Source organism: Halobellus litoreus (assembly GCF_024464595.1).
GTDB lineage: Archaea > Halobacteriota > Halobacteria > Halobacteriales > Haloferacaceae > Haloquadratum > Haloquadratum litoreum.
Genome location: NZ_JANHAW010000004.1, coordinates 99,292 through 122,460, shown reverse-complemented (window position 1 = coordinate 122,460; position 23,169 = coordinate 99,292). Strand labels below are relative to the sequence as shown.

17 protein-coding genes and 4 pseudogenes are annotated in these 23,169 nt (G+C 58.5%); 10 read left to right on the top strand and 11 right to left on the bottom strand.

Annotated elements, in window-relative coordinates; all coding sequences use genetic code 11:
* Nucleotides 1-429: 429 nt before the first annotated feature.
* Nucleotides 430-591: pseudogene (locus tag NO360_RS17425) on the bottom strand (DNA polymerase domain-containing protein); the annotation flags it as partial.
* A gap of 30 nt (nt 592-621) precedes the next feature.
* Between NO360_RS17425 and NO360_RS17420 the strand changes: the two are divergent.
* A pseudogene (locus tag NO360_RS17420) lies at nt 622-816 on the top strand (DUF8013 domain-containing protein); the annotation flags it as partial.
* 732 nt (nt 817-1,548) lie between these two features.
* Here NO360_RS17420 and NO360_RS17415 read toward each other — a convergent pair.
* Both NO360_RS17415 and NO360_RS17410 read right to left on the bottom strand, forming a co-directional pair.
* A pseudogene (locus NO360_RS17415) lies at nt 1,549-2,653 on the bottom strand (type B DNA-directed DNA polymerase); the annotation flags it as partial.
* Nucleotides 2,654-2,668: 15 nt separating this feature from the next.
* Nucleotides 2,669-3,898 (bottom strand): RNA-guided endonuclease InsQ/TnpB family protein, encoded by a 1,230-nt coding sequence (locus NO360_RS17410; RefSeq protein ID WP_256309219.1) that lies wholly within the window; start codon nt 3,896-3,898, stop codon nt 2,669-2,671.
* A gap of 195 nt (nt 3,899-4,093) precedes the next feature.
* Between NO360_RS17410 and NO360_RS17405 the strand changes: the two genes are divergently transcribed.
* From NO360_RS17405 to NO360_RS17390, 4 genes are all read left to right on the top strand, one after another.
* Nucleotides 4,094-4,612 (top strand): DUF7342 family protein, encoded by a 519-nt coding sequence (locus NO360_RS17405; RefSeq protein WP_256309123.1) that lies wholly within the window; start codon nt 4,094-4,096, stop codon nt 4,610-4,612.
* Between the two features lie 89 nt (nt 4,613-4,701).
* On the top strand, nt 4,702-5,046 hold the full coding sequence (locus NO360_RS17400; RefSeq protein WP_256309122.1) for a toxin-antitoxin system TumE family protein: 345 nt from the start codon (nt 4,702-4,704) through the stop codon (nt 5,044-5,046).
* 65 nt (nt 5,047-5,111) lie between these two features.
* A complete protein-coding gene (locus tag NO360_RS17395; RefSeq protein WP_256309121.1) occupies nt 5,112-5,723 on the top strand; it encodes a winged helix-turn-helix domain-containing protein in 612 nt (203 codons plus the stop codon).
* Nucleotides 5,720-6,202, top strand: coding sequence for a toxin-antitoxin system TumE family protein (locus tag NO360_RS17390; protein ID WP_256309120.1), 483 nt, complete (start codon nt 5,720-5,722; stop codon nt 6,200-6,202). Before NO360_RS17395 ends, NO360_RS17390 begins: the two co-directional genes overlap by 4 nt.
* Before the next feature lie 79 nt (nt 6,203-6,281).
* Here the strand turns inward: NO360_RS17390 and NO360_RS17385 are convergent, their stop codons facing one another.
* The 7 genes and pseudogenes from NO360_RS17385 to NO360_RS17355 form a co-directional block, all read right to left on the bottom strand.
* The gene (locus NO360_RS17385; RefSeq protein WP_256309119.1) at nt 6,282-6,926 is read right to left on the bottom strand and encodes a ribonuclease H-like domain-containing protein; all 645 of its coding nucleotides are present in this window, start codon (nt 6,924-6,926) and stop codon (nt 6,282-6,284) included.
* Nucleotides 6,923-7,243, bottom strand: a complete 321-nt coding sequence (locus NO360_RS17380; protein WP_256309118.1) for a DUF8156 family protein — start codon at nt 7,241-7,243, stop codon at nt 6,923-6,925. Before NO360_RS17380 ends, NO360_RS17385 begins: the two co-directional genes overlap by 4 nt.
* A gap of 2 nt (nt 7,244-7,245) precedes the next feature.
* On the bottom strand, nt 7,246-8,085 hold the full coding sequence (locus NO360_RS17375; RefSeq protein ID WP_256309117.1) for a hypothetical protein: 840 nt from the start codon (nt 8,083-8,085) through the stop codon (nt 7,246-7,248).
* Nucleotides 8,086-8,401: 316 nt separating this feature from the next.
* Nucleotides 8,402-9,088 (bottom strand): hypothetical protein, encoded by a 687-nt coding sequence (locus tag NO360_RS19025; RefSeq protein ID WP_345780220.1) that lies wholly within the window; start codon nt 9,086-9,088, stop codon nt 8,402-8,404.
* 13 nt (nt 9,089-9,101) lie between these two features.
* Nucleotides 9,102-9,767, bottom strand: coding sequence for a helix-turn-helix domain-containing protein (locus tag NO360_RS17365; RefSeq protein ID WP_345780223.1), 666 nt, complete (start codon nt 9,765-9,767; stop codon nt 9,102-9,104).
* 136 nt (nt 9,768-9,903) lie between these two features.
* Nucleotides 9,904-10,710, bottom strand: a pseudogene (locus NO360_RS17360) (Cdc6/Cdc18 family protein); the annotation flags it as partial.
* Between the two features lie 48 nt (nt 10,711-10,758).
* Entirely contained in the window at nt 10,759-12,102 is a 1,344-nt protein-coding gene (locus tag NO360_RS17355) for an RNA-guided endonuclease InsQ/TnpB family protein (protein ID WP_256309114.1), read from the bottom strand.
* Nucleotides 12,103-12,216: 114 nt separating this feature from the next.
* Between NO360_RS17355 and NO360_RS19020 the strand changes: the two genes are divergently transcribed.
* Together NO360_RS19020 and NO360_RS17345 are read left to right on the top strand one after the other, a co-directional pair.
* On the top strand, nt 12,217-13,170 hold the full coding sequence (locus NO360_RS19020; RefSeq protein WP_256309113.1) for a HEPN domain-containing protein: 954 nt from the start codon (nt 12,217-12,219) through the stop codon (nt 13,168-13,170).
* 267 nt (nt 13,171-13,437) lie between these two features.
* Nucleotides 13,438-16,506, top strand: coding sequence for a PD-(D/E)XK nuclease family protein (locus NO360_RS17345; protein ID WP_256309112.1), 3,069 nt, complete (start codon nt 13,438-13,440; stop codon nt 16,504-16,506).
* On the opposite strand, the gene NO360_RS17340 is transcribed toward NO360_RS17345, so the two are convergent.
* Nucleotides 16,503-17,732 (bottom strand): RNA-guided endonuclease InsQ/TnpB family protein, encoded by a 1,230-nt coding sequence (locus tag NO360_RS17340; protein WP_256309111.1) that lies wholly within the window; start codon nt 17,730-17,732, stop codon nt 16,503-16,505. The two genes, NO360_RS17345 and NO360_RS17340, sit on opposite strands and share 4 nt — an antisense overlap.
* Nucleotides 17,733-17,832: 100 nt before the next feature.
* Here NO360_RS17340 and NO360_RS17335 point away from each other — a divergent pair, with 100 nt between their 5' ends.
* From NO360_RS17335 to NO360_RS17325, 3 genes are all read left to right on the top strand, one after another.
* Entirely contained in the window at nt 17,833-21,462 is a 3,630-nt protein-coding gene (locus tag NO360_RS17335; RefSeq protein WP_256309110.1) for a UvrD-helicase domain-containing protein, read from the top strand.
* 356 nt (nt 21,463-21,818) lie between these two features.
* Nucleotides 21,819-22,637, top strand: coding sequence for a ParA family protein (locus NO360_RS17330; RefSeq protein WP_256309109.1), 819 nt, complete (start codon nt 21,819-21,821; stop codon nt 22,635-22,637).
* Nucleotides 22,634-23,041 carry a DUF8160 family protein gene (locus NO360_RS17325; protein WP_256309108.1) on the top strand — a complete coding sequence of 136 codons (408 nt, stop codon included), beginning with the start codon at nt 22,634-22,636 and terminating at the stop codon, nt 23,039-23,041. The genes NO360_RS17330 and NO360_RS17325 overlap by 4 nt, the downstream gene beginning before the upstream one ends.
* Nucleotides 23,042-23,169: the final 128 nt, after the last annotated feature.

The window sequence follows — 23,169 nt, the reverse complement described above, 5'->3', positions numbered from 1 at the left end:
TGATGAAGCTCGTTTGGTAAACTTGACCATCTTACCCTCTCCCCCCTTTTTCGAGTTGTAAACTCGTGACGCCGGGGAGGGGGTGAACAGGAAGAGGAACTGCAAAACAGCCGATTATGGCGGATACACGCGATAGAAGACCCAAAGATCCATTTCTGCAACTTGCAACTAGAAATGCGAAAGTTTATGTTGTACGTTAGCTTACCACATCCGTAATAGAGATAAAAGAAGTAGATATTCTAGCTCAGCTAGAAGATCGTAATCTGTGGGTATGGAGAATATCCAAATGTCGTACCTAGTCCCAATCCCGAGAATTATCACGTCTCATCGTCTCTGCGTCCTTTTTTGCGAACTCTATTCTCTCTACATAGCATCTGAAGTGACCAATACTCCGTGACTTACAACTCGAAAAAGGGGGGAGGGAGTTCGTCAGATCCAGTCCGTGATACTGACTACACGTGTTTCATTGAGCTCCCGTCGAATATTATGCCGATTCCAGCCAAGAGGAGAAAGCACGCTCTCGATCGCTCTGACCAGTTGCGTCTCGTAGTACGAGGCGTCGTAGGTCTTGATCTCCTCGTGGGCGAGGGCTCCTTCGAAGGCTCTCAGAGGTGACTTTCAATGAGTCAACAACAGAGTCCAGACAACGTCTCGAGCGACGAGATCCCGGTCGATATCGACAACACGCAATCAGCAGAGGTCGATTCCGCCGACGTCCCCGACGAAATCGAGTCCATCACCCGTGGACTCGCCGGTGAGCAGCCGCCGACGAATCCCATAGTGGTTCTCAAAGCGGCCCGGTGGTGGTATCTACACGAATTCAAAAATTCGATCCTCAGTTATGAGTTGTATCCATGACGTCCGACGAAGTGTTAACTCAGTCGGTGGATCCAGAGACACACCCCTCTATCGATGTGTTCAACGGATCGAAGGGGGAGGGGCTATTGGAGAGTATCTCTAGATCAAACCATCGTCGGTAGCCCTTCTTCGCCCCAATTACACCCACAAGCCGATTAAACCCCCAGATTTCCCTTGAGAAAAGAATCTGTTTCTTTCTTTCTAGCTTTCTAGAACACACTAACACACACACACCTCTATCGATGTGTTCGATGTGTCGAGTTCATCACCTTCTAACCGGGTTTCAGTTCTCGTTAGCTTAGATACCCAAATAAAGTCACTTTACGGCAAATAGAGCGATGCTACTGAAGGACTACTCTAACTTGACGTTATCATCATCGTTTGTATTCGGTCAAACACCTCACGTCGACCTATGGAACACATCGATAGAGGGGTGTCTGTATCCTCGATGTATTTCGCTTCTCGGATACCAGTGACCTGTCTCAAACACATCGATAGAGGTGTATGTTCCACCTCCTCCTTCAGCACCACAAATTAACTTCTATTTAGGAACCGACTATCGAACCTTGATCCCGATATTAGTCAAGTTAAGTGACGTTCCCTCACCATCTTTGGCTTGGACTGGGCTCCAGCAGTACGTGGTTACATCCAATATTAACCAACATAGCTCCGAATTCCCAGTAGTGTTGGTTAATCATCGATCCCGGTAAAGGTGGTCAGCTCCGTCTTCCGAGTCGTACCAATTGTCCGCCGAATTTCGCTACGATCCCAGCCCAGCGGTGATAGGACACTCTCGACAGCTCTGACGAGTTGCGTCTCGTAGTACGACGCATCGTACGACTCTTTCTTCGTGGGCTAACGCGACCCGCTCTCGCGAATTTTTCTCGTCGTCGACAACTACGTACTCGATATCCTGTCCCGGATGGATGGCGAGGTCCTGCTCCCGTGCCCGCTTCAGCGCCGCCACGTTCTGGGTGTTTTGCGTATATCCTTCGAGTGGCTTAGAGACACGATTCCGTTCGACGAGCTGCTCGACCGGCACCGTTCCAGCGTGGAGGCGCTTGATAGCATCCTGAAGACAGTCGAGTACGCCGTCCGGAGATCGAGTCGCGTCGAGCCGTTCGAGACAGTCCCGCTGGACGTCCTCGATGAACGGCGGGGTCGAACGTTGTCGGGCTTCGATACCTCTGATCTTGAAGTCGTCGTCGCCGGCGACCTTCCCGAAGTACTTCGTCAGCGCGCCGGCGTCGCTCTCGCGCTGCGGCACGAACGCCACCCAGTCGTAGTGGGCTTCGTGTTCGAGCCGGATCTCGACCTCTTCCGTGATTGCCGTCGCGAGCGTCCCGAGGTCCTCGCGGTCCTTGTCGTCGACGTCGGGGTCCGGGGTCACCCAGATGGAGTCGACGATGCCGTGGACGACGCGCCAGCCGCCGGCTTCCAGCCGCTGTTTCGCCGTCAGCAGTATTTCGCGAGCGAACGCGTTGATTGCTTCGTGGCACTCGATGCGGCCGAACTTCGCGTTGCTGAACCCTTGATAGCCGAAGCAGGCGACGAGGATCCACTTCAGCGCTCCCGACCGTCCCTCGAGTTCCGCCAGCCGGTCCTCGTCGGGGTCGTCCCGTTCCTTCTCGTGACGGATGGCCGCCTTGATCTCGTCGCGAGCGTCGATGATCGGCTGTAGCACGTCGACGAGGTAGCCCTGGTCGTCGCAGATCGAGTATCCGAGGCCGGGGACGTCGTCGCGGTCGCTGTGGCAGTCACACCGGATGACGTCCGGTGAGACGTTCCGGGTACAGGTAGGCTAACCCCGCTATAGTGGTGGGTCTTCACCATGGACTCCCGCTCTAACCGAATCCGGTACGGGTTTGATCCCGTTCGCGTTCAGCATCCCGGTGTTCAAGCGCACGCCTACGGGTACGCCTCCTTCGCCCCCGGTTTGGTTGCGAAGGAGTCGATAGCCGATGTTCTTGGCCGCGTTGTAGTCCGCGTGGTTCTCGTATCCACAGGACTGACAGCAAAAGGTGTCCTGCGACGGGCGGTTGTCCTCGTGGGTGAACCCGCACGATGAACACCGCCGACTCGTATTGTTCGGATTCACCTGCTCGACATAGATGCCACATTCCTCGGCTTTGTATGAGACGTACTCGTACAGTCGCCGGAACGCCCATTCGTGGAACTTCCGGGCGTTCGGCATCCGGTCACGGATATCCGTCAGGTTCTCGAACGCGATCACCGTACAGCCGTTCTCTGTAGCCTCTTCAAGCAGTTCGTTTGCTACACTGTGCAGATACTGCTTGAAGCGCCCCTCTTCCTTACGTCCGACAGACTGAACGTTCTCGTGGGCATACCGTGTCCCACACTCTTGGAGCGACTTCCGGCGCTCAACGAACTCCTGTCTCCAGTGGTTCAATTCATCAGCGGACCAGAATACACCTGTTGAAGTGACAGCGATGTTCTCGACCCCGAGGTCCACGCCGAGAACCGTTCCGTTCTCGGCTGGTTCGGGGTTATCCACGTCCGCCTTTGTTCGGACGTGGAGATAGAAATCGCCACGGCGATGGTGGAGCGTTGCGCCGGTTTGTTCCCAGTCGTCGCTACGCAGGTACTCCGAGTGGGGCGTATCACGGGTCTCGTCGGGTAAGATGTACTCGACGGTCACGCGTCCATCGACAGTCGAGAGCGAGGCGTGGTCGTCGTGGAAAGTCGCGTTGCGCTGGTTGTAGTCACAGAACCTAGCGGTAAACGTCGGTAACGAGGCATATTCGCCGTTCGACCACTTGGTGACAACACTCTTGAGTGCGTCAACGGCACGGTCACGAGCTGATTGAACGTGGTTGCTGTGGAGCTGCGTCTGTTCGCGGACTTCATCGTAGGTCTGCTCGTGTAGAACGGACGAGCGGGTTTCAGCCCACTCGCCGTCCCACGCAGCATCCACAACGTAGTTGGCGGCCCACAAGAACTCATCAATCGTCTCATGAAGCAGGTCCGCCTGTTCGTCGGTCACGTCGAGTTTGACCGGGACGGTGCGGCGGACCTTCACGCACCTCACAAATAGAGCTATCGTTAAAAGTATTAATATAGTCTTCATTTCAGTCGCGACCACGCCGTTGGTGATGGCCCCCACTCATAGACGCGGCCGTCGTCCCGAGTAGGGTAGTCAATCCGAAATTATGGACGGGACAAATATATTTAGGGCAGAGCAAGAAATATGTGTTCTTAGCCCGTTGGTCGAAGTATGTCAAACGACGCTCGTCGCGACGGCCCACCCCCATTCGACCGGCCATTCGACGGCGAAGACACGAAACAGCGCGTGTACGGCGCGGTCCTCCATGCGCGGGAGCCGATGACCGCCGCCGAGATTGCCGAGCGTGCAGACTGCTCCGAAGAGTCCGCACGAACGCATCTGTCCTTCTACACTGACCTCGGCATCGTCATCCATCACGATGGTCGTCCAGTTCGATACGAGCGCAACGACGACTACTTCGAGTGGCGGCGAATGAACGAACTGGCGAACCAACACACCGTTGAAGAACTACAGGCCCGGGTCTCGGAGTTCACCGACCAAATCGAAGCCTACCGCGATGAGTACGACGCTGACTCGCCCGGTGACGTCGATGTTCTCGAATACGACGCCGAGAACGTTGATGACGTGTATGCGGACCTCGGGGACTGGGCAACCGCGGTTGAGGAACGACGACTCCACGAGCGCGCCCGCCAGAAGGCAACTAGCTCGACAGCGCCATCGCACGGCTGACAATGGTACCGGCAGACGACGGCGCGAGTCCCGCGCCACTGGACCGTGCGGTGCTAGAGCGGATACAGTCTCGATTCGCTGGCCGTCGGATGTTCGAAGCAGTGGACCTCGTCGAGGAGGGAAAGCTGTATCTCCGTATCGAACTCGCCGGTGATTACTACCCGGGCGATGCGTCTGCTCGGTTTGAGATTCGATGGTATCGCAACGACGACTTCACCGTTCACTATCAAGAAGAGCGTCAAGAGAGCGTGTGGAAGTGTCGCTGGGACCGCCACCCCAGCAGTCACAACGAACGAGATCACTTCCATCCGCCGCCGGATGCCGGTCGCACCAACGCAGACGACGCACAGTGGCCCCAAGACCATCGTGACGTCTGCCAGCTCGTCCTCGAGTACGTCGAAGAGCGAATCGAAACGCTGTGGGAACGGCAGTAGGCAGCCAAGAGAACAAAATATTGTCCCCCAGATTATTATACTCTTCTAGCGTTGTTTGGCATATCATGTCCGAGGAGATGGTCCCGGCCGGTCGAATGATCCCTGATGGAGGGACCGAACACCGCGACGTAAACGATGTCGTCGAAGAAGAATGGATTGAGGAGACGACGCCGTTTGAACGAGTGTACGAAATCATTCGCACTACCTACAACCCTGCGTCCGCCGGCGAGATCGCCGACCGCGCCCGCGTCTCGGCAACAACGGCGCGAAAGCACCTGCGAACGCTCGAAAGCGCTGGCGAAGTGACGACCTCCCAAGATGGGCAGACGACGTGTTACCGACGATCGGAAACGGCGATTGTCACCGAACATGCACAGTCGCTGCTCGCGGAACTGTCCCCCGAAGAGATCGCGTCCGGGATTGCTGATATGAAGGCACAGATACAGGAGTGGCGTGAGGAGTATGGTGTCGATTCACCCGAAGAATTCGCCCGTGAACGAGACGTCGACGACGTCGACAGCGACTACGGTGCCCTCCTCACGGAATGGCAAACGACGCGACGCAACCTCGCACTCGCACAAGCAACACTCGCAATCGGCGAAGCAAGCAACACTGGCCACCTGACTGGCACAGATACCGACGATGAGGGCGATAGCGATCCATCCATCGTCGTATGACCAGCGACGAGACTCCTTCTCAACAGTCTCAGTCGGTCGAGCAATCCGAGGTATTTGGGCCGATTGACGCCGGGGCGTTGCGTGAGATTCGCGACCTGATCATGGAGCAGGAACCGCTGGCCGAGACAGCATCACTAGACGATCCGGTGAATCCACAGACACTCTCGGTCGAACTGTCCGATGGAGTCGGTGCAGCGTCAACCGCTCGAATCGACATCCGGTGGAGTCTAACCGGAAACTATGCGATCCACTACACGGACGATCGGAATCAGGATTTCCGGTTCGATTGCCACCCGAAACCGGACGCCCCGAGACGACACTTCCATCCCCCACCCGACGCTCCCAGCCGTCCCGTCGAGGAATCCTGTATTGCTGTGTCCGAGACCGGCCTCGTGACGCAAGCGATTCTCCAACGATGGCGGTACGCCCACGCTCACGAGACGTTCGAAGGGATCAACGACGCTGAGAACCCGCCGTAGCCCACTCCTTGACCATAGGCGTGTCCTCCTTGTTCTACTGGCGGGGGACTCGTGTTTTCGGAACGGATACAACCAGCCCTCAGACGATCGGTTCGAGCGATTTCATCGAGAAATCCGACTTCGAGCAATACCGTTCTGCGAGCTCCATTAACGCTCGAGTCCGTCGAATATCGGCGACGTTGTGAGTGATGAGTGGCTCGTAGGCGCCATCCTTCCATGCGGTGACTGCCTCGCTACTGTCGGTAAATGGATCCAGATCGTTCAATTCGGAGCCGATCAGTTCCTCGTAGACGCCACTCAGCGTGTCTTCACTCGTATTGAACCGTGTTTCGAAGACGTCCATTACGTCGACGTATGGCAATGTGCCAAAGAGCCACTCGAGCCCGTGCGTACAGAGCCGTGTGCGAAGGAACGGGAGGTCGAATCCTCCGTTCCACCGCTCACCGTTGTACGCAACGAGCTTTGCATCACGTTGGGTGAGTGTCGATGTGACAAACGTCGCCAGTTCGTTCAGGAGTTCCTGTTCGCTGTCGTGGAGTGAGAGCTGTACCGGTGTCTGGAGGGCGTCGTTGAGCCGATCTGCGAGGCCTGTTTGTGGTGCCGTTCCGGTATGGAGAAACACTCGCGACGAGACCGCCGAGTCGAACCCAACTACTGTGAGTTCATCATCGGCCTGAAATCCCGTCGTTTCAATATCGAATGCAATCGTCGTCAATTCCGTCATTCCACACCTCCAGTGTTACCTTCGGCGGACGATTGCTGCTGTTCGACCACGGTTTCCGAAAGCCGTTGCTCAAGCTCCTCAAGGCGTTCCTCGTGGTCGTCGAGGCGAGCCTCCTGTTCGAGATCGATGCTGAGCAGTGCCGGTAGCAGCGGATTCTGGTGGTTCAACAGCCCGCTCGCGTCGGCGTGCTCGCGGGCGTACTCGAACAGCTGGTCAAATCGTGGCTGGTCGCGACGCCGCAGTGCCCGGCGGAACTCCGCCCACCGCTCTTCGATGGCCCGGAGCGCATCCCGGTACGTCGGGTTTGTGCGCCCCATCGCTATCGGCCTCCTGTCCCGGTCGCGGTCCACGCATCGAGCAAGGGGTCCGCAGTGGCCGCCACCGTCTCACCGTCAGCTGTGACGCCTGTCCCGACACCCTCCGGAGTCGGCGTCGACGGCGTCGGCGTTGTCGGTTCCACGCCGACCTGCGTGGCGCGTGCCGCGAGCAGCTGCCGCCAGTACGCGAACGTCGTCTGGTAGTACGCGCCGTCGTCGACGGGATAGACGAGCGTCTCGAAGTCCTCGCCGACGACGCGTGGGCCCATCCGCGTCTGCTCGCACTCTAGGTGGTGGTCGGCGACCGTCGCGACTGACTCGGTGAGTTCGTTTCGTTCGTTTCGCGTAACGAGCACCGGGATGTCGTACCCATCGGCGTAGGTCGCCAACCGGGCGAGAGTTCGAGCCTGAAGGGTTTTCGCGTGGGTCTCGCCGAGGGTATCGTCGGCGCGATACTGGGCGTCGATGGCCGGGGCGACGATGAGGGCGGGCGTGTGGGGCGACGTGTCCTCGTCACGACCTGGCGCCCCTCGACCGGCTGCCCGGGCGTTGGCGGTGGACGTCTGGATCGACTTGTTCACCGCTGACGGGAGATCACAGATGGCGCCGTAGTGCTGGTAGGCGGTAAATCCGCGTGCGACGTGGATTCGGTTTAGCAACCGTTGACTAGGCGCGATTTGGGCGAGTGTCGTCGTTGTCGCGTGGCCATTTGCGTCGACCCAGAAGGCGGGCCCGTCGTGCAGGAGGAGATGGTCGAGCACGAGCGACTGCAGGATCGGGACGCCGCGACCTCCCTTGACGTCAAGCAGCGTGATGCCGTCCTCGAGTGAAGGGAGTAGCATCTCGTCTGTAGCCGGAGCGGCCTGGTCAGCAAGGGACCGATTGCGGTCAGCGCCCCGTGTCGGCTGGTCCACCGCCAATCGGTTCGACGTTGCGTGTTCTTCCATACTCGACTAGAGGTCCACACTCCCGATAAGCCGCGGCGTGTAGCTTCCGCGTTTCAGGGAAGACACGAGACAGATACTGTCCCCATCCTCTGTCATCGACTTTCTGGGGCTGTTCCGACTGTTTCCGAGAACGTTTCCAGAGACCGGGTTCAGCCGGCGCTGATTACTTAACCAACAAACTGGTGCTCCGTGTCGTCTGTTGGTTAATATCTTACAGTTGATCTCGCTGCTCGGACAGGAACGAAACAAGGTTGTTAATCGCGTCTGCTGGCAGATCTTCTTGTCGGAAGACACCTTTGAACGAGTCTTCGAACCCCTTCTGTTGGAGTTGATCCAGCACCATTTCGATCTGTCTCTTGAGCTTCTCGGGGTCGCCACGATGGAGGTGTCGCTCAATACGGTTGAAGTCCGCACGCAAGCTGATCACGACCAGGTCACGGGTATCGGCCTTCCGGCCGCTGTGGAGTTTCATCGCGAACAGCAGGGCCGGTTCCGGGATTCGCCCGTCGAGGCCTTCGGCGACATCGAGTGCTTCTATCGTACTGTGTTCGTGAAGATAGCGGTACGACCACTCTGCGTCCGTCTGTCGACATCCCATCGCATCCACGAGTGCCTCGAACTTGACTTCGTTCTCTCCGACCGGTTTCGCGTACTGGATCATTCGACCGTCGTACTCGTTCGAGACATCCTGCTCGAACTGTTTCTCGTATCCGAAGTCACGAAGGAGAGTATCGTAGTCGTCGAGTGCAGTGTCCGGGATCACGGTGTCGATATCGGTCGTGAACCGGGTTTGAAACGCGGAAACTGCCCAGCCGCCAACGAGAACATACGGCAGTTCGGCGTCCTGTACCGCGCGGTGTGTGTCGATTAGTTCGGATTGTCGTTCGGGAAGACTCATTCCATTGCCTCTGTTAATCCGCGCCCATTGCGCTGTGGTGCGACGTATCGATCTCCCTGTCGTACTCGTCGGCGATGATCTCCAAGGCGGGCTCGTACGCTGGGCGATTCTCTATCATCTGAGCAATGGCGTCGTCCAACGGGATGACGGGGTTACCGTCGACCCACTCGGCGTCGATACCGTTGGTCCTCGGGAACAACACATAGTGGATGTTCCCGTTGACGTCGCTGGCGTCCGGGCGCTCGTTGATCGTCGCATCGACGCCAAACCGCTGGAAGAACGCAATCCAACGTTCGACGTCACGGTCGTGCACTTCGATGAACACCGGATAGTCGTCGTAGCTCCGCGCGATCTGGTAGCCACCGTGCGTCCAGACGTACGCGGCGTCAATTTCCGTGTACGCAAACTCCATCCCGGCGAAGTGTGGGATGACGTACGCATCCTCTTGGGAGATGGTGTCGCGGCTGTACAACGCAGCCATCATCTCGGCGTACTGCTGGCGCATCTCGTGGTCGACGACCTGAATTCCACTATCGGTTTTAGCGATAATATCTGCGTCATCTAACCGCTCAATCCAGTCGTACACCCACGAGTACGACACGTCGATCTTGCTCGCGATGCGATTAATAGAATCGCCACGCTGAACCGCCAAGACAATCTTTGCAGCTGTAGCATCCATTAATTCGGCCATTATTGAATAGCCTTCTGTCCGACTTGACGATCTCGCCATTAGTTATCTCTATAAAGATACCAATACATAGAACTTCCGTCCAGGCCGGATCGATGCGGGATATGCCTACTCGACGGCGCTACGGTCACTGCATCGGCGACGCAGCGGCCGAATCGACGAGTGAGTACTCTCGATCCCGACTCGTGCCCTCCGCCTTGAGGAGATTGTACTGCTTCATCTTGGAGAGGTACGTCCGGACGGTCCGTTTCGTCCGGGAGTCATCGACCTCCTTAGTGTAGTGCTCGTGGATCTCACTTGGCCCGACCGGGCCGTGCTCGCGCACGATGTCGTAGACGACGCGCTGGTGCGGCGTGAGCGAGTCGAGGCTCTTCTGCTTGATCTGGGCCCGAGCATCTTCGGCGGCATCCAGAAGAATGTCGTCGGTGATCCGCTCGTGGTTCTCGCGGTCGGCCTTGCTGGCCGCTGTTCGGAGGATGCCGATCGCGAGGCGGGCGTCGCCGGCGGCCGCGTCGGCGATGCGATAGAGCTGGTCGTCGGTGATGACGTCCTCGTCGAGACCCCACTTCGCACGAGCACCCAGGATGTCGTACAGCTGCTCGTCGTGGTACTTGTCCATCCGGACGTGCTCGCTGGAGCGCAGCCGGCTCACGAGGCGGTCGTCGACGCGGCTGAACAGCTCCTCTTCCTTGTTCGCGATGCAGATGATCGCGAACTGCGGGAGGCTGTGGAGGTCGTAGATGACGCTGGGGTCTTCGAGCTGGTCGACCTCGTCGAGGATGACGACGGTTCGCGGGCCGTCATGCTGCTGGAGGCGATCGACGAGTTCGTCATGGGGCGTCGACTGCCGGTGGATGTCGATGGTCGCGCCGAGGTCCTCAAGCATCTGGTAGAGCGCCCAGAACCGGGTATAGTTACGCCAGCAGTTGACATGACATCCTCCCCGTCATAGACGACAGGGTTTCATCCGTGGAAATCTCAGCTATACGGATTCCCCAGACGCAATATTTCCGTCCCGCTGGACGGTACTTGGGTCTGTGCGCTGTTCTTTGGGACTTTCCTGAGGGTGTGGTATCCCCGACCAGTTATGGTCGTCCCACTCGAACCGCACGGGCCGTGCCATCGGCCTGACTTCCTGTTCTGTGTGCCGGTCTAAGAACGTCTCTGACGCCGTGAGGTCGGCGTGTCCCTCGAATCCACACGGACACGTCAGCGTGTCGCGATGCCGGGTTGTTCGGTCCGTCGAACCGCACTGAGGGCACTCCTGGCTCGTCCACGCCTCCGACCGAACTTCTACAGAAATACCGAACTCTTCGGCGGTACAAGCCAGCCGTTCGGTGAACTTTCTGAATGACCAGAAGTTGTGGGTCTTGGCGTTGGTTTCGACCGACCAGTGTGTCTCCAGTACGTCGGTCAGACCGCCGATATACACCGTGTTCACGCCGTCCTCGTAGAGTCGTTTCAGCAGGTCACGACACAACGCTTCTTGAGCATGGTCGCGGCGACGGGTTCGCTTTCGGTACAGCCGCCGAATCCGTTTGCTACTGTATTGTCCGTCTTCGAGCTTCGACTGTAGTCGGGCGATTTCTCGTGTCGTCTCGCGGAACCGCTGGAATAGTCCGCGACCTTCGTACAGATATTGGTCACCGGTCGTTGTGGTACAGGCGACGAGGTTGTTTGCACCAATATCCAAAGCGGCCTCCTCCGAGGCCAGTGGAGTCGCCCGTGCATCGTCAGAGACAATCACGGGCTGCGAAGCTCGGAAGGTGCAATTAGTCTCGTCGTACCACAGATCCAGCCGTCCCTGACTCTCGTAGTCGGGCCAGTTCGGGTCGCCAGCGATTTCGAGTCGGAGACGTCCAGTGTAATCGTATCGGTCCTTCAAGTCGCTCCCGACCAATATTTCAAGTCGTGAGCGCTCGCCCCAGTCGACGGTGTATGAGGTGTTGCGAATGACGGTCTGGAGTTGCCGCCCATCGTCGTCGTTACCGCGAAACCCCGGCGGCTCCGGGTGTTCCGTAATCGACGTGTTCGACCCGTCGTGATACTGCTCTTTCAGGCGGAAGAACCCGCGCCACGCTTCACTGTTCTTCCGTATGACCTGTTGGGCGGTAGACGCGCCGAGCACGCCTTTGTATTTGCCTTCGAGTTGGCCTGTATCGGCGTCCCACACGTCTCCCTTGAACCCGTCTTCGTCGTTGTACCGCATCAGGCGCTGGTAGTTAATTTCGTTCCAGAGAGCGGCGGAAGCGTCCAACAGATCGCGTAGCAGTTGCTCACCGGTATCGGAAAGCGGTCGCACGGCGAACGTGTTAGTCCGCTTCATCAGCCACTTTAGCATACCTTCGCTTCGGATATGAACATCAGCCATCCATAGTGAAAGTAAAGCTCGTTCAATCTCGCTGGAGACGCAAGTCCCAGAACTCTCTCACTAACACAGGTGAGTGGCCTCGACGTCGAACATCTCTTCCCGGAGTCGTTCGGTGACGAATTGCGAGATGCAGGCGGCCCGAACGCAGCACTAGAAATCGGTCTCCGACGCCGGCGACCCTATCGAGAGATAGCTCGCGAAATCGATGACACCGAAATCAGCCCCTGGGAACGTCCCGACTTCGACGTCACACCGGCCGACGTCTATCCCTGGCAGCAGCTGACCGAGGTGATCGAGTATCTCGCAGCGAGCGTTCGTCGGTGTCTGCGGCTTCTCTGCCCGTTAGGAACTGTTGGATACGAGAAGGGCTACAACGTGGTTCCGGGCTGGGAAACGTACCGCGGGATTGCGGCACCGGTCACTTTCGAGCTCGAATTCGAGTGTCTGAGTTCGACGACAGGAACGCATATCGCTGAAGATCGTGCCTTGGAGATTCCTCGGCTGTGGAGGGATCATCGACATCGAATCGCCCCTGGCTATGACAAGTTTCAGAACCCGCTGGCCCGGTTCGAGCGAATGTTCAGCCGGGAGTCCCTCGAGGATCAATTAGTCGATTGTGTCGTTGGCTGCGAAACGACCGTGCTGAAAGGTGGCTCCCCTGGTGGGAATAGATATCGCCTCGGTGTTCGGACGGCAGTGCTTCTGGGTGAGCAGAACGCTCGCAATTGGTCGTCAAAGCGGATAGGAGAGTTCTTCAGAACACTGTATGACTACCGTAACAAGGTCGTACATAAGGATACAACACTCCCAGACGAACCGAGCGATGGTGAGTGGATTACAGTCGAGGACGAGGAATTCCTTGCTAGCACGTTCCTCATCCGTGCTCGCGAACTCTATGCAGATCTCATCCTAGAGTACCTTGATTTAATTGTATCTAAGGATGCGTCCATCGAGGATGTCAACGAACAGATTGACAACCGGACACTTGAGAACTGCACAGAGATTCGCGAACAGCTGTTCTAAATTCGTCCATGCCCGATTGGAACAGCATATATTTCAGCGGGCTGTTGACATATTTGGTGTTGCTGAGTATTTCTCGCTAATTCGGTTTTCTCGCCAAAAGTGAAGTGAGGCGGACCTCTTGTTGAGTAGTATTCGATGAATAATACGCTTCTAACTGGTTCCAGACATTCACGTTTGGAACAAGCTGCCTTTGAACGGGCGGACAAGGTGGCTGATGACCTTCTTGGTTCAATCCTCTACATAACGCGGAACGACGCTCGCCGGAGTATGGTCGAGGACCGCTGGGCCGCTTCGCACGAACCTCTCCGTCTTCGTGCCGAGACGCTCGATGCGGTCGTTCGTGACTGGTACGAGGACCTCCAGGGCCCGGTTCAACCCCTCTCCGGGCAGTTGAATCGCCGGCTGGCGGAGTACGCGCTCGACAGAACGACAGCCCAAACAGATGGCGCACTCGCCGGCGAACCCGCCTCGGCCGCTCTCGCGGATTCGTTCAGTAGCCGTTTCTCACTCTTCGATGACGCCGGCGTCGAGACTGCCGACGCTCTGGCGGCGGAGTTCGAGGGCTCCGCCCTCGATGACCGTATCGCGGCAGCTACTGTCGACGCGTACCGCCACTATCAGGACCTCAATGCTGACTATGTTGATGAGTGGGTCTGTACTCGAGGAGAGATGTTCGACGCCGTCGCAACGGCGGACCAGTCACTATCGGCGCTCTCCCCGGAACTGGATGTCGTCGTCCTCTCCGGGTATCACGAGTTCCGCCCCGTCGAACGCCGCCTCATCGAACGCCTCGTCGACGAACTTCCGATGATCGCACTTCTGCCACTCCACCAGGATGGCCTGAGCGGAGTCGACGCCGTTGCGGAGGACGCCTTGGAGGTCTACGAAGCACTTGACTTTGAGACAGAAAAACTCGATCCCGTCGACGAGTCAGGGCAGGCCTTTGGAACGATCACCGAGTCGCTCTACCGCCCGGATCCCGACATCGTCCCTGCTCCAGACGCGCTCCAGTGGCGGGAACTCCCGACGCCCGAGCGCGAGATTCGCTTCGTCGCTCGCGAGCTCCGGACTGAGTTGGCCAATGGTCGCGATCCCGACGACTTGGCTGTCGTCGTCCCCGGGACCGAGGCCTATTCGGGGTACGTCGAGGACACGTTCGATACGTTCGACATCCCGCACGTCACGACCGCCGCCTCACAGCTGAACCGGACGTTCACCGGGAGCGTTGTACACGACCTCCTGAACCTCGCCGAACCCGACCCCCGTGCTGAGGACCTCACGTCCCTGTTAGCAAATCCATTGGTCAACGTCGTCGATACCGACCAAGCCAACGCTCTCACGGCAGCTGCTCGCCGGCGCGACACGGTTTCTGTGTCACCCCTGCTCGATGACGTCGACGACGAGGCGACGGAATTGATCGAGAACCTACTGGCAACGCTAGAGACGCTCCGAACGGGTGACGTCGAGGGCGCAACCAAGACGCTCCGACGACTGTTGGACGACCGGTTCGACTTGGAGGGGGCGACGGAGGACTACGCCAGCGGCGCCGAGCAAGCCGTCGAACAGCGAGCCTACGACCTCGTAGACGAGGTCCTCTCCTCGTTCGAGTCGCTGGCGGCGGTCAATAGCGATCTCTCCCCGTTGGCACTGTTCACCCGTGCGTTCGATGGTGTTCCGATCCGGGTTCCGCAGCGCGCTGCTGGCGGTCACGTCGAAGTGATGGGGTTGCTCGACGCCCGGATGCGCTCGTTCGAGAAGGTGTTTCTCGTGGGACTGACGAGCGAGCACTTCCCCGTGACGCCGGAACGCCCGGCCTTCTTCGAGGAGATGACCGACGCCCATCCGCGGTTCGACACCGGCGACGAGCGCCTCCGGGGGCGCTATCTCTTTGCGACGCTGCTCGCGAATGTTGACGAACTTACGATCACCACACCAGAGACGGGCGACGACGAATCCGCCGTCGTCCGGTCGCCGATCCTCGACGAACTCCAGCGCGTGACCGGCATCGAACCCGAAGACGGCGTCGACGACCGCGTGGGCTCTCGCGAAGACCTCCAGCGCCACGTCGCTGCAACGTCCGACCGGCGTGCGGCAGTAAGCCTCGCCGGCGACCGAGGTGATTTCTCCCCGGAGCAGACCAAGCGCACAGATCGGGGACTCCACTGTGCGGACAACAGGGGAACGGCTGGCCTCTCCGAACACGACGGCGTGTTAGAACCCGAGACCGTCGCTGAGGTCTATCCTCCGTCGGAACGAAAACCCTACAGCGCGAGTCGGATCGAGCGATACGTCGAGTGTGGGTTCAAGTTCTACGCCGAGAAAGTGCTCGGAATCGAGGATCCCGACGACGTTGAGGTCGTCCCAACGCCCCTCGAAACCGGGTCGTACGTTCACGACGTTCTCGAACGATTTTTCGCGGATCTGCAGGACGAGACCGAGGATGGTGTCGATCTCACGGACTTTAACCGGGACGACCTGGCGACGCACCTTCGCGAGATCGCCGTCGAGGAACTCCGGGATGCTGACTTCGAGTACGACGGCCTGTTCTACGAACGGTGGAAGGCGGAGCTGTTCGCGGGCTTGGGTGATGGCGAGAGTGCTCCGTACGAGGCTGGGAGCAAACCCCACGACGCACCGGAACAGGGGTTGTTCGCTACCTTCCTCGACAACGAACTCTCGCGGGACGGCGCCGGACGCCCACACCTGTTCGAGGCTCCGTTCGGCGGGGGGCTTCCCGACTCGGATGCTGGGCCGTTCACAGTTGAGCGACCGGACGGATCGACTGTCTCGATTCGGGGATACATCGACCGCGTCGACGTGAGCCGAGACGGCAAGCAACCGACGCTCACGCTCTACGACTACAAGACTGGGCGAGCACCGTATATGACGAAGACGACCGGCGGCACGAAGTTCCAGCTCCCCATCTATCTGCTCGCTGCCGCCGAGGTCGTCGACGGTGACCTGTTCGCGGAGGGCTCGCTCTCGGCGACGTACTATCAGGTTCGACCGCCAAACGACCTCAAGGTTCCACGCGGCGTCGAATCGAAGTTCGATTCAGAGGTCGAACTCCGCCGGTTCCTGAACGATGTCGTTCCGGAGTGGTTGGGCCAGATCGACGAGGCGATCGGCAACGGACGGTTCCACACGACGCTTCTGTCGGCCAGCGGAGCGAACTGTCGATACTGTGACTACCGTCGGGCGTGCGATGTCCGCCATCACCGCAAGCGGGAGTTTGTTGACGAGGTTTACGAGGACGACGCAGCGTATGTTCCACTCCGTGTTCGCGACAACGAGGATATCGAGGCGGTGATGAGCGGTAGGTCAGCCAACGATTAGCTCACTTGGCTTTCAGCGTGGACTCCTGCTCTAACCGAATTTGGTACGGGTTGTAAGCCGTTCGCGTTCAACATCCCGCTGTTCAAGCGCACACCTACGGGTGCGCCTCCCTCGCCTCCGGTTTGGTTGCGAAGGAGTCTGTAACCGACGTTCTTCGCTGCGTTGTAATCCGCGTGGTTCTCATATCCACAGGACTGACAGCGAAAGGTGTCCTGCGATGGGCGGTTTGCCTCGCCAGTGAAGCCGCACGATGAACACCGTCGAGATGTGTTCTTCGGATTTACCTGCTCAACACTCAGGCTGTGTTCCTCGGCTTTATACGAGACGTAGCTGGTCAACTGACGGAATGCCCACTCGTGAAACCGTCGGGCCTTTGGAATACGATCTCTGATGTCGGTCAGATTCTCGAACGCAATTACCGTACAACCGTTCGAGATCGCTTCTTCGAGTAGCTCGTTTGCCACGCGATGAAGTAATTGTTCGAACCGTCCCGTCTTCTTTCGGCCGACCGCTTGGACGCTTTCGTGGGCCCACCTCGTTCCACACTCCTGGAGAGATTTTTGACGCTTAACGTACTCCCGTCGCCAATGGTTCAGCTCGTCAGCAGACCAGAAGACGCCAGTCGAGGTGACGGCGATATTCTCGACCCCGAGGTCCACACCGAGAACCGTTCCGTTCTCGTCGGGTTCGGGGGTTTCCACATCTGCCTTTGTTCGGATGTGGAGGTAGAAGTCACCGCGCCGGTAGTGGAGTGTTGCGCCGGTCTGTTCCCACTCGTCGTCTTGTAAGTACTCTGTGTGAGGAGTGTCTCGGTCCTCGTCAGGGAGAACATAGTCGGCCTTGATGCGCCCGTCGACGGTGGACAACGAAGCGTGGTCGTTGTGGAACGTGGCGTTGCGCTGATTGTAATCACAAAATCGTGAGGTGAATGTCGGCAACGAGGCGTACTCACCTTTGGACCACTTGCCAACCACACTTTGCATCGCGTCGATAGCACAGTCACGGGCTGATTGGACGTGGTTACTGTGAAGGCGCGTCTGTTCGCGTACGTCGTCGTACGTTTGCTCGTGTAGGACAGATGAGCGAGTCTCAGCCCATTCCCCATCCCATACTGCGTCCACGACGTAGTTCGCTGCCCACAGGAACTCGTCAATCGTCTCGTGCAGGAGGCCGGCCTGCTCGTCGGTCACATCAAGCTTGACTTGGACGGTTCGGCGGACCTCCATACTTCCAGGTGTGACTTAATGATGAATAAGAAATACGGTCCAGCAAGAAAATGGTAGAGCAATATGACTGGTGATCGGCTGCCTCTCCCTCCCTTAATCTATGACTGAGGAACCGGAGGAGATTCAGCTCACGGAGGAACAGGAGGATGCGCTCGTCCAGGGCCGGAACGTCGCGATCACTGCCGGCGCTGGGACGGGGAAAACGACAACTCTCACCGAGCGGTACGTGACGATACTGGCCGAGAACCCGTCACTCACACCGGAGAACATCGTCACGATCACCTTCACGCGAAAGGCTGCTGCCGAACTGACCGAGCGCGTTCGGGAGGAAGTGTACGATCGGCTCGAAGCTGTCGACTCACCAGAGGCCTACCACCGTTGGCGAAACGTCCTCGACGATCTGGAAGACGGCTACGTCCACACCATTCACGCGTTCTGTACGCGGCTCTTGCGAGAACGGGCCGTCGAGGCTCCGGTTCCGCTCGGCTTCGACGTGCTCGACGAAGACGGCGCCGCGACACTCCAACGCGAAGTCGTGACGGAGTTCCTCGAACGCAACCAGGACGATGACGACGTGGAGCTCCTTGCCCAGCTCTGGAGTCGCGACCAGTTGGTCGATGTACTCGCTGGATTACTCGATGAACGCCCACAGAGCGAGTCCGTCCTCGAGGCGTGGCGTGACGCCGAGGTCGACGACTACGTCGATATCTGCTGGGAGGTCGTTTGTGATCTCGATGTTGCCGACGCTCGACAGACGCTGTATGCGGACGGACTCCTTGAGCATCTACGCACGGTCGCAGGTCGCGTTGACCGCGAGGGCGCTATCGCTGACGAGGACGGCCTTCGGGCCTACCGGACCTTCACCGAGGTCGCGACGACACTCCCAGACGACCCTGAGGAAAGCGATTCCCGCGACTGTCAGTGGGCAATCCTCGAGCTGTACGAGGCCTGTGAGAAGAAGAACGGTGGCCTGTACAGCAGTTCGGGGTACGTCGTCGGTGACCGGGACGATTGGGGTGAGTACGGTGACGTCTATGACGACCTGAAAGACGCCATCGACACGGTCATCGATGCCGTCGAACCGCACGCGGATGCGGTCGAGACGACGCCGGGGGAACTGGAAGAAAATAGCGCTCACTACGCGCTGGCTCTGATGCGGGTCTTCGACGACGTCCTCGCAACCTACACCGACGAGAAGGACCGTCGGGATACACTCGACTTTCCCGACGTTATCGAGACGACGCTCGAGTTCTTGCGAGCTAACGATGCCGTCACGGAGCGGCTTCAAGACCAGTTTGCGGCCGTGATGGTCGACGAGTTCCAGGACACGGACCCGCGCCAGTGGGAGTTAGTCAAGCTCCTCACGGGCGTCGACGAGCAGACGGCGTCGAACGTCTTCCTGGTCGGCGACGAGAAACAGAGTATCTACGGATTCCGTGGTGCAGACGTGACGACGTTCGGGGATGCGCGCAGAGAACTCCAGACCGTCAACGAGACCCGTGGGGTTGACGACGTTCCCGGCAGCGATGCCGAGAGTCCGACCGCGCTCGAACTCTCCGGGAACTTCCGGACGCTGGACGAGCCGCTGTCGTTCCTGAACGAACTCTTCGAGTACCTGTTCCAGTCGGAGGGTGACAGCCACGAACCCCACGAAGCGCCACCGCAGGAGTTGACCACACAACGCGACCGTATCGAGGACATCGAGGGACTGACCGGGAGTGTCGAGTATCTCGCTGTCCCCGACGACGCCGATACGGCAGCGGAGCTCTTCGGCGACGACCATCCGGTCGCCGAAGGCGCGCTCGACCACACCATCGAGGCCGAAGCGCAAGCGCTCGCTGCTCGACTGACCCACCTGTTCGACGATCCGCCGCAAGTCCAAGACCCCGACACAGGTGCTCATCGTGACGCTACGCCGGACGACACGGCAATCCTCCTCCGCCGGCGAACTCATCTGGATCGGTATCAGCGCGCTCTCGAGGAGTACGACATCCCCTACACTGTCGTCGGTGGCGTCGGGTTCTACGATACGCCTGAGGTCCAGGCGCTCACGAACCTGCTTCGAGTACTCGGTGATCCACAGGACGACGTCTCCCTCTACGGGGTGCTTCGGTCGCCGCTGTTCGGATTCGCGGATGATCGTCTCGCACCGGCGGTCGCAGAGGCAGATTCTGTGTGGGACGCGCTCGCCGAGACGGACGATCCACAGCTCGCGGACGCTTTCGACCTCCTCACAACGTGGCGGATCCTCAGCGGCTGTGCGACGCCGTCCGAAGATGAGGTCCTCCCGTGGAACCGCCTGCTGTCCCGGGTGATCGACGACACGGGGTATCTGGCGAGTGTGAGTGCTGACGAACGCGGTCGACAGGCCGTCGCGAACGTCGAGAAGTTCCGCGACCAGGTCCGTACCTGGAGCGAGAACGGTGTTCACACAGCTGCCGGGTTGCTCCACCGGATCGACCGCCAAGCCGAGATCGACCCTCGTGAGGGGGAGGCAGATATTCCGGGTGACGTCGAGGGCGTCCGGATTATGACGATCCATTCTGCGAAGGGACTCGAGTTCCCGATTGTCACCGTCCCCGATCTCGGGAGTGACCTCAACTTCGGTCGCTCCGTCGACGACCATGGCTATGTTCGACTCGTGGACGGAACTGATGACGCGCCGCCGGTGCCGGCGGTTGGTGGGCCGAATCCGGATGATGCGTTCTCCATCGAGAAGACGGCCGTCCACGAGTACGCTGACCGACGATCGCGTCCACAGGAGCGGGCGGAGTCAAAACGCCTCCTCTACGTAGCGTGTACACGAACGCGGGATCACCTCCTTCTCTGCGGCACGCACGACATCGACGAGTCCGGTACAATCGAACTCGGCGAGCCTGCAGCCTTCGACGACGCAGACCGGTGGCGCGACTGGTTACAGCCAGCCCTCCTCGACGGAGCACTCGTCGCCGAGGCGGTTCGTGACGGACAGGCCCGCGGCGAGATAGATGGGGCTAGCTATACTGTTCGCAGGCCGCCGCGCCCAGTAGACTGGTACACCGCCGACGACGCTGTTGATTCAGCGCTGGAGATATCGATTCCGTCACCGCCGTCGCTAGCGCCGGCGAAACGGATCGCGGCTACGACCCTCGTGAATGCGGTGGCGGATGCGTCTCCAGACGGTCACAGTTACTCTCAACGTGAGGAGTCGGCCGGCCTGAGTCCAACGACGTTTGGGACGGTCGTCCACCGGATCAACGAACTTCGTCCACCGAGAGACGAGTGGCCCACCCTGATCCGCCGTTTGAGTCAGATGGCTGGTGAGGAGCCGACAGAATCGGACCTCCGTGATGCTGTCAACCACGCTGCTGATGCAGTCGAATTTGTTGATCACATCGAGTCCGATACCCAACTTCAGGAGGTTTATGACGAGTACTCTGTTGTCGCTCGAATCGATGAGTCGCGGATTGTCGGTGATATCGACCGGCTGCTCGTCACGCCGGATGCATTCCACATTATCGACTACAAGACCAACGACCTCTCAGCTACGACATCGGATGAGCTCGCGGAACACTATCGACCGCAGATGCTCGCGTACGCTCTCGCACTCCTCCAATATGACCGGAATCGTGACGTACGAGCTTCACTCCGGTTTACTGACGAGGGGATAGAGGAGCGGTTCCATTGGGTGTCGGATCAGATGACGGAGATGGAATCTGAACTACGGTCAATGGTGGATTTGGTGGATTAAGCCTCTGTTTTCGCCAATTCACCCACCTTGCGATAGGTCAGGACAAGCTCTTGGTGGCACCCTTCGAGAAACGAATAGAACGAACGAAACGAACGCAACGAGAGTATTTCGAGTAATGAATGAATTTACTGGAACGAGCCGAACCGATGCTGGAACAGAGTGCTTGGTGAACGAAACGAAGAAAACGAGAGAAACGAACAATATGATGAAAATGAACGAAACTTCTTCAACGAGTGGAACGAACAGTTGGTTTTAACATCGTAGTAATCCTCTCACCGAGTGAAACACCCTCACTGAACGCACCGAACTAAACTACCAAAACGAACGAAACGAACATAACGAGAGAAACGAAGATAATGACCGACACCAATACCGCACGAATCACGGTGGCGAATCAGAAAGGCGGCGCGGGGAAAACAACCGACGTCATTCATACTGGCGGCGCACTCGCCGCCCGAGGCCACGACGTTCTCCTGGTCGATATCGACTATCACGGAGGACTCACCTGCTCGCTGGGCTACAACGATCTGTACTACGACACCGACCGCACAACGCTGTTCGACGTTCTCGACTTCGATCAGATGGAGTCGGTGAACGACATCATCGTCGAGCACGAGGAATTCGACATTCTTCCCGCCAGCGAGAAGCTCGCGAACAACAAGAACATCCAGACGCTGCTTGAGGCGCCGAAGAGTCGCGAACGGTTGGAGATGACTCTCGACGAGCTCGAAAAGGACTACGACTACATCATCGTCGACACGCCGCCATCCCTGAACGTCCTCACCGACAACGCCCTGGTCGCGACCGGTAACGTCGTCATCCCCGTCATTCCCGAGAAGCTCAACGCCAACAGTCTCCAGATTTTCGCGAAGCAGCTGAGCTCCCTCGAACCGGCGTATGGAGACATCAATCGGCTCGCGATTGTCTGTAACCGTGTCGAGCAGAATTCCGAGCACCGCAATACCATCGAGGAGATTAAATCGGCGTACTCCCTCCCAGTGTTCGAGATTCCGAAGCGGACCGACCTCTCCCAGTCGATCGGCGAGGGGGTATCCGTCTTCGGCTTCGGCAAGGAGAACCAGCGCGTCGAGGATGCACGCGACCTGTTCAACGAGATTGCCGACCTGTTCGACGAAACGTTTGAGAAGACCGCACCTGAGGAGGTGGAAGTATGACCGACGGCTGGGGCGATGCTTCCGGCATCGAGGGCAACTACGAAGAGGAGGACGACGAGGCTGATTCCAGCGAAACGAGTGAGGTGAGTGAAACGGTGGAAACCAGTTCACCGACCGAAACGACCGAACCGACTTCAACGAAGGAAACGAACAAAACGAGCGAAACGAAGACAAATATCAAGGACGAGTGGAACGGGCGAACGATCTACATTCCTGACGATGTCCTCGACGAGATGGAGGATACCTACCTCGAGTCCCAGCTGAAGCTCCGCAAGGCGGGCCAGGACGAGTTCAAGAAGAATCGCCACTTCTACCCGCTACTCGTCCAGTTCGGTGTTGAGGCGCTCTCTGAGGCGGATGCCGAGGAAATCCAGACTCGGCTTTCAGAACTCGGCGACGAATGATCTCGCGGAGAACGAGGCTTGACAGAAGTTGAGACCGGCGTTCTCAATGCATATGGAACTGCCTTCCTTCGATGGCCCCAGCTAGAGTGTCTGCTCGACAAACTGCGACACAATGCAGCAGTAGTTGA